Source organism: Streptomyces sp. NPDC111507, assembly GCF_055638955.1.
Genome location: NZ_JBVKBU010000031.1, coordinates 41,038 through 53,694, shown reverse-complemented (window position 1 = coordinate 53,694; position 12,657 = coordinate 41,038). Strand labels below are relative to the sequence as shown.

Sequence of the window (12,657 nt, the reverse complement as noted above, 5' to 3'; positions counted from 1 at the left end):
ACGGCGGTCAGACCACCGCTATCCGCGTACCTCATGACGAGGATGTAGCACCGCCAACGCCGACTGTCACCCCACCCTTTCAACCTCAGCGTCAGAGGGTCCTGATATATAGAGGTTGCTTGTAGGTCTCCTGCCACACTCCTCGGCTGGGGAAGCGGTGCTGTCGTTGGTCGGGCAGGCTGTGCCCGTCGAAGGGTTCTCGCCGGGGGCAATGCGCGGGTTTGAGGGTGAGGTCGACCGCAGGATCGTCGAAGGGCCCAGCGCGACTATCACATGGGTGCTTGACAGCAACTGAGTGAGGGTCGTCAGCGAGGCGTCCTCCCGTGCAACGCGCGGGAGGACGCCTCGCTGTGAGGGTTTAAGGGTCGGTCACTGCCCGGCCGCGCGCCGTCGTCGGTCTCGGCCTGCCGCACCAGCCGCGCAGGGCCTCGGGGTGGATGTCGAACTGGTCGGCGATGTGACACCACGAAGGGCTCGGAGGTCGTTTACTACGTGGGCAAGGAAGTGCTGGTGGTGAAGACGCCATACAACATCCACGCCTTCCAGTACTCCGTCGATCAGTGGGCGCAAGGTGTCCATGACGGCCGGTGCGTCTTGATAGACCCCGGAGGCACACCGTGAGGTCTAGGCCATTCGTACGGCGGGAGGGAACGGGTTACTCCGTCCGGTTCGTCGGCGAGCAGTGCACCGTCGTTAGAGACGCCCTGCTGTGGCTTGCCCATCGACGTGGGGAGGAACCGGCCCTGACTGTGCGAGCAGGTTGCGGCAGGCAGCGGTTGGAGCAGCTCCACGAGCGGCTCGTCACAGGCGAGACCGCGACCTTCTCGCTGGAGGAACTGCACACTCTGCATGCCGTCCTGCTTGAAGGTCCCCTCGAGCGTGGAGTCCGTGATACCAGGGGAAGTTGAGGTTCATGGGGTCCAAGCAACGGAAGTACGACGCGGAGTTCCGTGAGGGTGCTGTACGCATCGTGATCGAGACCGGGAAGCCGATCCCGGAGGTCGCCGAGGATCTCGGGGTGCATCCGGGGACGCTGCACAGCTGGGTCTCGCGGTGGCGCCGCAACGGCTCGGCCTCCTCCGACCGGCCCGCGCCCTCCGCCTCGGGCGGCCGGCTGCGCGATGGCGAACGCGCGGAACTGGAGCGGCTGCGGCGCGAGATGGCCGAGAAGAACAAGCGCATCGGCGAGCTGGAGATGGAACGTAATGTCTTCAAACGCTGCATGGCCTTGTGGGTGAAGTAGCTGCGGCGGACCCGGCCCAGCTGGCCGGAGTGATCAGCGACTGCAAGGCCGAGCAGAACATTCCGCACACCACAGCATGCCGCGTGCTGGGGGTATCGGAGTCGTGGTTCTACAAATGGCGGGATCGGCCCGTCACTGCCCGCGAGGTGCGGCGACAGGACCGGGATGACGGCGTGCATGCCGACGCCCAGGTCGGTGGACGCGGCCCTGTTGCTGGCCCGTTCGGTGACTCCGGCGCCGATGCGGCCGGGCTGGCCGGGGGCGGCGTCGTACACGCATCCGCGTGAGTCCAACCGGCCGCGGGTAGGAGTGCCGGGCCGCCCGGTGTCACCCCGAGGGTCGTTAGTGTTGCCCCATGAGCGCATTGGGCATGGCGGAGCTCGAGGCCATGATCGAAGAGGCGACTGTCGACGCCTACAACGAGGACGAGCAGCTGACCGGTCTGTTCACCATGCTTGAGGAGCATCTCGACCTGCCCTTCACTACCGTGATGCTCGGCGTCGAGGCGACCGTGGGCGGCATCGACCTCACGCCGGACGGGAGGATCGTCGCCCTGTGCTCTCGCGGCGGCATGCGGCAGTCGATCGGAATCCTGGATCTGCCTTTGCCCAGCCCGGCGCCCGAGGGTGCGCAGTGGATCGAGGCGTACCGTCACTGGGCCGCTTGAGGTCGGGCACCTCACACCCACGCGGAACCGGTTGTGTGGAAGGGCTGGACATGGTTGACGCCGAACAGGGCACGCATCAGGAAGTCGGAGAACGGTCGCTGACCGACCTCATCGAGCGCAGTGCCGAGTTGAAAGGGCAACTGGTCGCCTTCGGGCAGAGCTCCCGCTTCGACCGGTGGTTGACGCCCCTCCTGCTGGAGGCCGCAGGGCCTGAGCGGCAGCTGGACGAGGGCGAGGCGATCCGGATCGTCGACCACTTCATCCTGCGGTACCGCCTGCCGGACGGTTCGACCGTGGCGGACCGGTTCGTCGCCGGACGGAAGGACTTGACCGCGGTCGACCGGGAGATGCTGCTCGGCTGGCGCGACCCGGTCGAGGGCATCTTCGAGATCCAGCGGAAGGAAATGGATGCAGTCGTTCTGCTGAACCTGATCGACGACCTGGAGTACCGCACGTACTCGAATGTCGGGCGGGCGGCGTTCCGCGGAGTGTCCAAGGGGGACTTCCTCCACACCTGCCTGGTACCGGTGCACCCGGCCGACGGGGCGTGGCTGGTATCCGGGGCGATGTCGAGCTACCCCAAGTCCAGCGCGACCGAGATCGCCCAGGCCGCTCTCCAACTGGCCACCAGCCGACCCGAACTGGTCTTCCGCAACCCTCAGAAGATCGAGCAGGGGTGGCAGGGGATGCGGGAGGACCGGGCGGCGTTCGTCGAGTTCTGCGGCGGCGACGAACTGGTCCTTCAGCCTGCCGAAGCCGAGGATCTCCTCAACGCCTACTACCGCCACCGCCAAGAGGCCGCCGTCGCCGGACAGCCCGACCGCGCCCGGGGCAGGCGACTGCCCGGCCTGGACCTGCCCTTCTTCGAGTTGCCATCGGAACTGGCGGGCTCGGACACCATCGGTGTCATCTACGACCAGGTCGACGGTCTCAACTTCTACGCGGACTACGGAATGCTCCGGGACCTCTTCGTGGAACCGGCGCTCGGGGGCCGCAGGCAGTACCAGGACCTGCTGCGCACGTACCTGCGCGAGGAGTCGATCGGGCCGCTGCCGATCCGCCGACTGGCTACCGCTCACCCGGAGACAGCCGACGTGGTGTTCCGAAAGCTGCTGCGGAAGCCCGGATTCACCTGGAGTGAGCACGGCGAGGCGCTGCTGCGTCGACGTAAGCCCTGGTACTACGCGCACGAGCCCTGCCCTGGTGTCTCCGTCATCGGCGACCGCCTCAGTGCGCTTGCCGCCGACCGTCGACAGTCACCGTTCCCACGGCCGTGACTGCGGCCCAACACCGGGCGGTGCAGAGGGTGAGGCCGGAGGCGCTGCCGGTCTTTCCTGGGGCGGGCCGGTCCGTGAGGCGGCTGCCGGTGCGGGGCTCCCGAGCCGGGCCCGGGGCCCCGGCTGTGGTTGGCGTCACCAGGTGATCGCGCGCGGTGCGGAAGTGGAGCCGCAGGCGCGCCGGGCGGCCCCAGCTGTCGTGATCGGCATGCCGTCCACGCACCTGCTGATCATCGGAGACCGCGCCGCCCTGAGCTGGGTGGTGACCGAGCAGCGGATGGCGTTCCCGGCGGGCCGGTCCAAGGCGGCCCGTGCCCTGGAGGAGGCCGACGAGGTCTTCCTCTACACCACACGGGGCTGCTTCCGGAACCCTACGCGCGACCTGGGACGTGTCATCGGCCGGGCCTTGGCTGCCAGTTCCGTGCGGGTCCTGGACGAACCGGTCGTCTTCGGGGAGCGCACCTCCACGGAAGGCTGCCGCCTGGAGGTGTCCGGCCTGGCCGGCTTCCGTGAGGGGCTCGTCCTGCGCGACCTGGTTCCGCGGCTGTCCGTCTTTCCGGACACGGCCACGTGGAACGTCCGTATGCGGCGGGCATCGCTGACTTTGCCGCCGGGCGACGCCGACGTCGTGCGCACGGACCTGGAGCCGCTGTTGCGCCCCTACGGCGAGGCTGTAGAGGGGTACCGCTGGGAGTCGGCGTCGGCGTAAGTCGGTCGCCGGCTACGTCCTCGCTGCGGCGGCTTACCGGTAGTCGGCGGGGTGGGACTGCATCCAGGTGTTGACCTTGTCGCGGGTGCCCAGCAGGAGTTTCTGGTGCCGTTTGAGGTTCGGGAAGGAGAAGTCGCCCCTGAGGGTGTCCTGCATCGCGCGGATCCAGGTGAGAGGCCCGGCGAAGTGGCCACTTCCCTTCGGGCTGGCTTTCATCGATTTGTACAGGTCGTCGAGGTTGCTCAGCACCCGGGTGAGGAAGTACTCGCAGTTGCCCGGCGTCGTGCAGCCGTCGTTGTACGTAGCCTGGAGTACGGCGAAGGCGTCCCGGACCTGCGGCACCGCGGCTCCCGGCGCGGCCTCCGCGGTCGGGTAGCCCGCCGCCCTGGAAGGGTTCGTCGGCGACGAACTGGGATTCGCCCCGCTGCTCGCAGAGAGGATCGGCGCGGTCGGTGAGCCGCCACCGGGTGCCGCCGGCGTAGTGCTGTCGTGTCCGGACGAGCACGCCGCCAGCAGGACCGCCGTCAGCAATATCGGAGCTGCGCGACGCGCGGCTGCAGCTGAGTACACGAGTGTCCCCCCGGTTGATCGACTTCCTGTGATCACTTAACTAACAGCCGGAGCAGGGACTGTCCACCCGTTTGCTGGATCAACCGGGCCGGTGTCGATGTGAGCTCCGCCGCCTGGCCATAGTGCCTCTTCGGTCAGGCTCGCTGCCTGAGGGTCCGCAAGCCAGCCGTACGGCTATTGAGGGCGCCAGGGCGGGCCCGGCGGGCGTCGGGAGGGGACACGACTCACTGACCCGGCCCTGGTTTGCATGTGAGCTGCACTGAGATTTGTGGAGGCCTTGATGCCAGGGCTACGGCCCGGGCGGGCTCCCGCTGGGCACCTGGTGTTTTGCCGCGCAGTGGGAGAAGTGGGGCAGCAGGGTGCGGTTCACCAGCACCCGCGGATAGCCCGGCCTTGTCCGAGATCGGCAAGGCCGGACCGCGCGTCAGCCCTGCTTCTCGCCGAGCGCCGAGCGCAGCCAGTCCAGCGAGCCGGTTTCCAGGACCGCGTCCGCCAGGGTGTTCCCCGACTTGGTGACGATGCGGCCGTGGCTGTTGTCGATCCAGCGCTGTGCGTTCTCGTAGCCCTGGGCCTTGTACTCGATGCCCTGGATCATGCACTCCAATTTGTCTGCGTCGCGGGCGCAGATCGCCTCTGGGGAGTCTTTGGCCTCGTACTCGGTGACCAGCTCGGTGAGGGCCTCGGCCAGGATGTCCGGCATGCCGGCGACTTGGTCGGCGGTGATGTCGCGGGGGTCGGCCTCCCCGGCCGTGTACTTCTTGCCGAGGTGGTTCACGTCACCGGTGCGGGTCTCTCCGGTGTCGTGCCACACGGCGAGGAACGCCGCCCGCGCCGGGTCCGCGCCTTCGAGTTTGGCAATGATCGTCGCGATCAGTGCAGTGCGCCAGGAGTGTTCTGCCACTGTCTCGGGCTGGCGTACACCCGCCATCCACCACCCGGTGCGAGCGGTGTGCTTGAGCGTGCCCGCCTCGTACAGGAAGTTCGCCACCGCTGACAGGTCCTCTGCCACCTCGGACTCCTTTCACGCCTCGGCGAGGCGGATTGCGTACGGGATGCTCTCCAGCTCCCGGCGAGCGCGTGCCGACAGCTCCCGGCTATCCAACATCACGGTGAGGCGGTCGCGTAGGGCGCGGCCTGCTGCACCGGATCGCAGTAGGTTGGGGCGGATCTGGAGAAGAGACCATACGCTGTGGACGTTCAGGTCCACGTACCCGTGATGCAAGGCGAGGCCGGCAGCGAGGTGGGCGAGGAGCCGTTCGCCAGGCCATGGGCCGGGCGTGCGGCGTGCGATGAAGTCGTCGGACAACTCCAGGTGTGGGGTCTCCCCGAGCCAGTACGCCCAGTAGTTGAGGTTCGCGGCCTCGCCCGCCTCGTCACCTGTGAGGTCGTTGTCGATGAAGTAGTTCATGCGGTCGCGGTCGCCCTGCCGGGCGGCGACTGCCGCGACGGAGCGGCTGTTGAGCCAGCGGGTGAGCCAGTCTTGGGGCCGCTCGATGCTCTGCTGGTAGGCGAGCCATTCCGAGGTGTCGGCCTGGTTGTCGTATCCGGAGAGGTAGAGGGCTTGGCGGCGGAGGAGGAACTGCTGCTGGCCACGGGCCTCCTCGGCCGTACGGCGCATCTGCCGGAAGAACGTGGCCCGGTCGCCAGACGGCAGCTCGGGCCCGGCGGGCGCAGGGCCTCGGCGCGGCCGGAGAGGCGAGGGGAGCTCACGTACGGGCTGAGGCGCTACGCCGTTGAGAGGCCAGACCAGCACCTCGACCAGGTCGCGTTGCATCACCCAGGCCCCGAGCGGGCTCTCCTGGACTGCGGCCTCGTCGTCTAACGCGCTCGCGAGAAGCACGTCCGCTTCCAGGGCGCGCTCAAGGGCTTGGAGGAGAGCGGGCGCGGTGCTCATCTGCATGAGCCGGTGGCGGTGCATGAGCATCTGCCCGGTAGGTACAGCGGTCAGGGGGCGGCGTCCGGTTTCCCAGCCGGCGATCGTGTCCGCGCTGACCTTTAAGAGCTCGGCTGCCTCCTCCTGAGTGCGTCCCTGCTGCTCTCGTGTCACGCGAAATACGTAGCCCGAGATGACGCCGGCGCGGGGGCGGCTGGATGAACCCTGACTGCCGGTCAGGGTGGGTGGCGAACTCGGCCGCATGACTGCCCCAATCCCGGTGACGGACGGCAACCTACCTGTACTCCCGGTCACTTCAGCAGCTGAGCGAGGGTTTCTACCGTCGTAGTCCTCACCAGACGAGCCTAGTAGGGAGGCTCTCCGCATGTGCTCCGATGCTGAAGCCCGCCCCCCGATGGAGGCCGCCTCCGGGGGTGATGTTCCTCCCCGGCCGTCACCGAGGCCGGCGGTCGGTGCCCGGGCCTCTCATTTTCCGCCCCGGCCAAACGGAGCGGACCACCCCCGACGGGAGACCTCATGCACTCACTGATCGCGAGCCCGTTCCTGGACCAGCACATGCTGGTACGGCCGGGAAGCCGCGGCGGAGCCCTCCTGCCCGCGGCCCGCTACGAGGAGCTGCGCTCTCTCGACCCGGCCGAGCCGGCCCCGGCCTGGCTCGCGGACACCGTCCGGGACCAGTGGAACGACCTGGACGTGGCGGGCCGCCCTGCGGGCGAGTACCTGCTCGTCCGGCAGCCGTCCGCCTGGGGCTACTCAAAGGCCAGCTGGGAGGTCAACCTCGGCTGCAACTACGCCTGCAAGCACTGCTACCTCGGACTCAAGGTCAACTCGGGCATGCCGCTGGAAGAGAAGCTCCAGTGCCTGGAGGTGATAGCCGCGGCCGGGGTGCTGTGGCTCCAAATCACCGGCGGTGAGCCGACCATCGACAAGGACTTCATGCGGTCCTACCGCCGGGCGTTCGAGCTGGGCATGATGCTCACGCTCTCTACCAACGGATTGTGCAACTGACGATCAGCGATTACGCCTGGGTCGTGGTCTTCTGCTTGAGGCGTTCGTAGGGTGTCTGGCCGCCGAGGCCGCCGTGGGGGCGATGGTAGTTGTAGTAGTCCTCCCACTCGCGCAGTTTGTCGTTGAAGACCTCGGCGTCGTCGATGATGACGCCGTCGAGGAGCCGGTAGAACTCCTCGGCATCGATGCGGTGGGAGCGTTCTACCTTGCCGTTCAGCCGCGGAGTGCGGGGCTTGATGTAGGTGTGGGCGATGCCCTTGTCCAGGACGTGCCAGTGGAAGGCGGACTGGAACTCGGCGCCGTTGTCAGTCTGGATGACCTCGACCTGGAACGGCAGGCGTTGGACGACGTAGTCGAGGAACTGGATCGCGGTGGCCTGGTTCAAGGTCGGATAGATCCGCAGGACGCGCAGGCGGGTGCAGTCGTCGATTGCGGTGAATTGGAAGTACTTGTTGCGTCCGCCGCGCCGGCCCTGGGGCATCGAGGCGAGCGGTTCGATGAACTTCACGTCGATCTGGACGCGGTGGCCGGGCAGTTGCTTCTCGTACCGCTTCCATCTGCGGTCGTGCCGCTTGTAGCGCTGGGAGGCCGGCAGGCGGCCCATGTCGAGGCGGTTGAGGATGCGCCAGACGCCGGACTTGCTGATGGTGACGTCGTGGTACCGCTTGAGGTACATGGCGATCTTCTCGGGCCCGAAGTGGTAGTTCTGCCGCAGATAGATGATCTTCCCGACCACCTCGACGTGCGTCGCGTTCGGGCAGGTCTTCGGCGCCTTGGACCGTGTGCGCAGGCCTTCGACGCCCTCGGCCTGGTAGCGGCGGTACCAGGTGTAGTAGGCCTGCCGCGAGATGCCGAAATAGCGGCAGGACATGGCGACGTTTCCGCTGACCTCTTCGACATGGCGTATGACGGCCAGGCGCCGCTTGGCCTCACGGTCAAGCGGCGGGGTGGGATTGGACTTCGACATGCAGATCTCCGTAGTGACCGGAGGCTCAGGTGTCAACGATGATCGGCAGTTTTATATGACAGATGCTGACCCCCGTCCGTGTGTTTGGGCGGGGGTCAGCCCATTGTGCCGGGGGGGTTGTGGATCAGGCCCTGTCCTCGGATCCCTGCCCCAGCACCCGAGGAAGCCCCGTCGTCTGATTGCCGAGGCGCGCGTATCTGTGGATGCTCCGGCACAGCCACAGCGTGAGGGGCAGCGGTCGTTCATGTTGCGAGTTCCTCACGCTGTACCCGCAGCCGGCCGGTACTGGTAGCTCACAACGGCCGCGCCGAAGGTGCCAACACTCGCACCAAGGGGATCACGAGGCTTATGCACGGACGCGCCAGCTTCGACTTCCTCCGCCACCGTAGCCTCCTGCCCTAACAGACACCCAGCGTCACCACCGACTACGGGCCAGACCGAACGTCTTACACTCCCGCCCCTCGTCATCGATGACCAGCGCCGAGACACCAGGCAGCCGGTTCTGCGCGGAGCAGGGCTTGGGTTCGCCCGACGACATGAAAGAGCGGCTCAACGTCGGGGTGGACATGTCGATAGGTGTGGGGAACGGGTGTCGCTCAGTGCAGAGAACGCCTTGGGTTGAGACGGGTGGGTATCGGTGAGCCTCGGCAACACACGGTATTTCTGGACGATCTTGCGGCACGTGATTTTCTCCCAGCCCCTGAAGGAGGCGTTGGCGGCGGTCGCGGTCAGGGGCGGCCGAGGGCACGGAGGGTCCATCCGGCTTCGCGCCAGCAGCGGGGGTCGAGAGTGCCGCGGCCGTCAACGGCCTTCGTGCTCGCCACCCGGCTGGCGAGCCGGAGCGGGTCGATGCGGGAGAACTCCGGCCATTCGGTCAGGTGCAGAAGCAGGTCGGCGTCCTGGGCGGCGGCGATCGGGTCCTCGACGTAACCGAGTTCGGGGTGTGCCTTGCGGGCGTTGTCCAGGGCCTTGGGATCGGTGACGGTGACGGTCGCGCCCAGCTCGTGGAGTCTCTGTGCCACGGCCAGGGCGGGCGAGTCGCGGATGTCGTCGGTCTCGGGCTTGAAGGCGGCGCCCCAGACGGTGATGCGCCGGCCAGCGAGGTCGCCGTCGAGTTGTTCGCGGGCGAGGGTGACCACGCGTTCGCGGCGCCGGTTGTTGATCGCGTCTACCTCGCGGAGGATCGTCAGAGCCTGGTCGGCGCCGAGTTCTCCGGCACTAGCCATGAAGCCGCGGATGTCCTTGGGCAGGCAGCCGCCGCCGAAGCCGAGGCCGGGCCGCATGCCGGCGCGGCCGATGCGGATATCGTGGCCGAGGATCTCGGTGAGCTGGGTGACATCGGCGCCGGAGGCTTCGCAGACCTCGGCGATGGCGTTTATGAAGGAGATCTTTGTGGCGAGGAAGGCGTTCGCGGAGGTCTTGGCGAGTTCAGCGGTGGCCCAGTCGGTGGCGATCGTCGGTGTTCCCGCTTCGGTGATCTTCTCGAAGCACTCCCGGAGTACGGCTTCGGCCCAGGACCCCTCCTTCTCGAAGCCGAGGACGAGGCGGTCGGGCCGGACGGTGTCCTCAATCGCGCGGGCCTCGCGCAGAAACTCGGGATTCCACGCAACCTCGACTGCGTCCCCGGCGGGGGCGTACTCGTGCAGCAGATCACGGATACGAGGAGCCGTGCCGACCGGGACGGTCGACTTCACCGCGACGACGGCCCGGCGCGTCAGGTGGGGCGCGAGCTGACGGACCGCAGTGAAGAGGTGGCTGAGGTCGTAGGCGTGTGCGCCAGGCTGTTGTGGGGTGCCGACCCCGATGAAGTGCAGGTCGCCGAAGCCGGCGGCCTCTGAGTAGGAGGCGGTGAACCGGAGTTGGCCGCTGGCGGTGTGCCTGGCGAGGAGGTCGTCGAGGTCGCGCTCGTGGAAGGGGGCCTTGCCCGTGTTGAGGACGTGGACCTTGTCGACGTCGGAGTCCATGCCGAGGACCTCGTGGCCAAGCTCGGCCATGCAGGCGGCGTGGGTGGCGCCGAGGTATCCGCAGCCGATGACGGTGAGCTTCATGAACGAGGTGTCCCTTCCAATGAGGCCGCTTGGCGGCGGGGTGCAAGACGGGCCGAGCGGCCACACAGCGATGGATGTCGATGCGGATGACTGGCGGGTCGCGAGGATGCCCGGGAACTCGTGGGCGGAGAACCGGAGATCGACGTCCTCGGCCGGAGCAGAGTGACTCGTCCTTCAGGAACTCCGTCACCGGCACAACCACCTCGCCGGAGACATCCAGAAGTCGGCACGGCCCCCGAGGATCGCCGGAGCCACCGGGCGGGCAACTCCGCGCCGGGGCACGAGAACCGCGGTAGCCCGGGCTGGCCGGCAATCCTCCACCTCGAGCAGCTGCCGAGCAGTAGGAACCCGGGCCCAGCGGTGGGTAACGACGCCACTAGCCCGACGCGGATCCGGGGCAGCACCCGGTTCCGGGAGCGGATCGGGTCGCCGACGGTGAACCGGACCGTCAATTCCTGGCAGATGGTTCCACGGCTCGTGACAAATGACTGTACTTTTCCAATGAAGTCTAAATCTGCCGACATCAGATGCTTCCCGCACCAGTGTATTTCCGCAGGCTAACGGAGAAAAGGGATCTAGCGGCCGCGAAGGCGAGGATCCCGACGAGCGGCGCGACCGTCGCCAGCCAGGGCGAAAAAGGGAGTTCCGCTGTCTTGTCGGCCAGCTCAGCCGCCGGGACATAACCAATGAACGCTATCGGAATACAGAAGGTGAGCAATAATTGTACATTCATCGGAAAGATCTTAAGCGGATAACTTCCAAAAGTAGCGAGAAGCTCGTCGACCCACTGGGACCAAGGAATCGTTGATATCGAACGCAGTGCGAAACAGGCGATAACGGTATGCAGGGACGCCTCCAGGAACACGCCTCCGATGACGGCCAGGGTCAGGTAGCCGATTCGCGGGGCCGTCCAGTGCACATGCATCTCAGGCATAGCCATGGTGAACAGCGTGATCGCCACGACCAGGTCACCGATGGCGTTGAGGAATAGCTTGTCCAAAAGGATCTGCCGGTAGACTGAAAGCGGGCGCAGCATGAACGTATCGATCTTCCCTTCCTGGACGATGCGGGGAAGAGCTGCGAGCGAATTGAATCCGGCGACGTACAGGCTGTGGCTGAGCAGTCGGATCGCAGCCACCAGGAGGACCTCGCCCTTCGTCCATCCCGCCAGGTTCGGGAAGCGGTTGACCAGCACCGTGGCCAGCACCAGGACAGACGCCTGCCAGATGATCCCGGACGCGATTGCGAGCAGGAAGTCGCCGCGGTATTCGAGATTCGCCCGAAAGTTCACCTTCGTCACACACCAAGTGAGACGCAGATTGTGGAATCTACGGCGGCGGAGCCCTTCAAGCGCCACGACGCCAGGGGGATGCGCGAGTTGTCGAGCCTGAACCTCCCGCGTTTGTTTCACGTCTCCGCGCACGGTTATCCCCCCTCGATTGCCGTGCTCGACTCCGCTCGGCGCCACATCAGCCGAGTCAGAGTCATGAGTATCACTATCCACAACAGTTGAACGCCGATCAGCGGAACTGCCGCGCTCGCCGATGTCCGGCCCACGTAGACGGACAGCGGGGTATTGAGGACGTTCTGAAACGGCAAGAGCTCGTTCACCTCGCGAAACCATTTCGGAAAGAGCCACAGTGGCGCGATGGCGCCGGACATCAGGCTCATGACGAACTGGTATATGTTCAGCGCATTGGTATTCAACATCGTCCAGAAGCAAATCAGATCCAAGATCTGATTCAGGTAGTAAAGCGTGACACAGCCGAGCGCGAACGATCCGAATGCGATGACTGCCGTCGACGCGCTCACCGGCGCGGCGATGACGCCGGTGTACCGGCAGGCGATGTAGCCGATCGTTCCCCACGCCAGGCCGTATGCCCGGTCACCGATGGCGCGCAGGGCGTAGTAGCGGCGTGGAGGGATCGGCCGCACCAGCCAGTAGAGGATGGTTCCACGCTGGAGGTGCTGAACCATGCTGTCGCGGGAGAACATCCGGTCGATGCCGCCCGTCTGAGTCACCAGGACCGCGAGGACGGCATAACTCACGGTTTGGGTGGCGGCCGTGCTCTGTCTACCACCGGACGCCTGGTAGAAGCCCCGCCAGAAGCAGGACACGACGAAAAGCTGCATAGCCAGGCGGATGGCGGCGTTGACCACCCGGGCTCGCTGTCCGAGCTCCGCGCACCAGGAGATTCCGGCGATAGTGGTCAAGCGCCGCGCAGACCGTCCGGGTGTCAGCCTCGGCCCCGCCCGATGCTCATCGGGTTTCGC

The 12,657-nt window shown here is 66.6% G+C and carries 13 protein-coding genes; 6 read left to right on the top strand and 7 right to left on the bottom strand.

Annotated elements, in window-relative coordinates; all coding sequences use genetic code 11:
• The first annotated feature begins 913 nt into the window (after window positions 1–913).
• The 5 genes from ACZ7M2_RS50655 (at window position 914) to ACZ7M2_RS50635 (ending at window position 3,896) form a co-directional block, all read left to right on the top strand.
• Window positions 914–1,243: a transposase gene (locus ACZ7M2_RS50655; protein WP_352052232.1), complete on the top strand. Its 330-nt coding sequence runs from the start codon at window positions 914–916 to the stop codon at window positions 1,241–1,243.
• Between the two features lie 29 nt (window positions 1,244–1,272).
• Window positions 1,273–1,530 (top strand): hypothetical protein, encoded by a 258-nt coding sequence (locus ACZ7M2_RS50650; RefSeq protein WP_355589126.1) that lies wholly within the window; start codon window positions 1,273–1,275, stop codon window positions 1,528–1,530.
• Between the two features lie 68 nt (window positions 1,531–1,598).
• Entirely contained in the window at window positions 1,599–1,910 is a 312-nt protein-coding gene (locus ACZ7M2_RS50645) for a calcium-binding protein (protein ID WP_471601079.1), read from the top strand.
• A gap of 50 nt (window positions 1,911–1,960) precedes the next feature.
• Window positions 1,961–3,187 (top strand): hypothetical protein, encoded by a 1,227-nt coding sequence (locus tag ACZ7M2_RS50640; RefSeq protein WP_355589124.1) that lies wholly within the window; start codon window positions 1,961–1,963, stop codon window positions 3,185–3,187.
• Window positions 3,188–3,395: 208 nt separating this feature from the next.
• Complete coding sequence (locus ACZ7M2_RS50635; protein WP_471601078.1) at window positions 3,396–3,896, top strand: hypothetical protein; 501 nt, start codon at window positions 3,396–3,398, stop codon at window positions 3,894–3,896.
• A 33-nt stretch (window positions 3,897–3,929) separates the two neighbouring features.
• Here ACZ7M2_RS50635 and ACZ7M2_RS50630 read toward each other — a convergent pair whose 3' ends face one another.
• From ACZ7M2_RS50630 to ACZ7M2_RS50620, 3 genes are all read right to left on the bottom strand, one after another.
• Entirely contained in the window at window positions 3,930–4,238 is a 309-nt protein-coding gene (locus ACZ7M2_RS50630) for a hypothetical protein (protein WP_352052228.1), read from the bottom strand.
• 652 nt (window positions 4,239–4,890) lie between these two features.
• Entirely contained in the window at window positions 4,891–5,475 is a 585-nt protein-coding gene (locus ACZ7M2_RS50625) for an HD domain-containing protein (protein WP_352052227.1), read from the bottom strand.
• 12 nt (window positions 5,476–5,487) lie between these two features.
• Complete coding sequence (locus ACZ7M2_RS50620; protein ID WP_471601077.1) at window positions 5,488–6,603, bottom strand: helix-turn-helix domain-containing protein; 1,116 nt, start codon at window positions 6,601–6,603, stop codon at window positions 5,488–5,490.
• Between the two features lie 273 nt (window positions 6,604–6,876).
• On the opposite strand from ACZ7M2_RS50620, the gene ACZ7M2_RS50615 reads away from it, so the two are divergent.
• The gene (locus ACZ7M2_RS50615) at window positions 6,877–7,368 is read left to right on the top strand and encodes a radical SAM protein (protein WP_471601076.1); all 492 of its coding nucleotides are present in this window, start codon (window positions 6,877–6,879) and stop codon (window positions 7,366–7,368) included.
• A gap of 10 nt (window positions 7,369–7,378) precedes the next feature.
• On the opposite strand, the gene ACZ7M2_RS50610 is transcribed toward ACZ7M2_RS50615, so the two are convergent.
• The 4 genes from ACZ7M2_RS50610 to ACZ7M2_RS50595 all read right to left on the bottom strand — a co-directional run bounded on the left by ACZ7M2_RS50610 (window position 7,379) and on the right by ACZ7M2_RS50595 (window position 12,597).
• Window positions 7,379–8,335, bottom strand: a complete 957-nt coding sequence (locus ACZ7M2_RS50610) for an IS481 family transposase (protein WP_471601075.1) — start codon at window positions 8,333–8,335, stop codon at window positions 7,379–7,381.
• 728 nt (window positions 8,336–9,063) lie between these two features.
• Window positions 9,064–10,383: a UDP-glucose dehydrogenase family protein gene (locus ACZ7M2_RS50605; protein ID WP_471601074.1), complete on the bottom strand. Its 1,320-nt coding sequence runs from the start codon at window positions 10,381–10,383 to the stop codon at window positions 9,064–9,066.
• 523 nt (window positions 10,384–10,906) lie between these two features.
• Window positions 10,907–11,683 carry an ABC transporter permease gene (locus ACZ7M2_RS50600; RefSeq protein ID WP_471601073.1) on the bottom strand — a complete coding sequence of 259 codons (777 nt, stop codon included), beginning with the start codon at window positions 11,681–11,683 and terminating at the stop codon, window positions 10,907–10,909.
• A 125-nt stretch (window positions 11,684–11,808) separates the two neighbouring features.
• Entirely contained in the window at window positions 11,809–12,597 is a 789-nt protein-coding gene (locus tag ACZ7M2_RS50595) for an ABC-2 family transporter protein (protein WP_471601072.1), read from the bottom strand.
• Window positions 12,598–12,657 lie beyond the last annotated feature (60 nt).

Bases quoted from the DNA above. Each gene is read 5' to 3' on its own strand.
- ACZ7M2_RS50655 (WP_352052232.1), top strand. From the start codon at position 914: ATGGGGTCCAAGCAACGGAAGTACGACGCGGAGTTCCGTGAGGGTGCT.
- ACZ7M2_RS50645 (WP_471601079.1), top strand. From the start codon at position 1,599: ATGAGCGCATTGGGCATGGCGGAGCTCGAGGCCATGATCGAAGAGGCG.
- ACZ7M2_RS50640 (WP_355589124.1), top strand. From the start codon at position 1,961: ATGGTTGACGCCGAACAGGGCACGCATCAGGAAGTCGGAGAACGGTCG.
- ACZ7M2_RS50635 (WP_471601078.1), top strand. From the start codon at position 3,396: ATGCCGTCCACGCACCTGCTGATCATCGGAGACCGCGCCGCCCTGAGC.
- ACZ7M2_RS50620 (WP_471601077.1), bottom strand. From the start codon at position 6,603: ATGCGGCCGAGTTCGCCACCCACCCTGACCGGCAGTCAGGGTTCATCC.
- ACZ7M2_RS50615 (WP_471601076.1), top strand. From the start codon at position 6,877: ATGCACTCACTGATCGCGAGCCCGTTCCTGGACCAGCACATGCTGGTA.
- ACZ7M2_RS50610 (WP_471601075.1), bottom strand. From the start codon at position 8,335: ATGTCGAAGTCCAATCCCACCCCGCCGCTTGACCGTGAGGCCAAGCGG.
- ACZ7M2_RS50605 (WP_471601074.1), bottom strand. From the start codon at position 10,383: ATGAAGCTCACCGTCATCGGCTGCGGATACCTCGGCGCCACCCACGCC.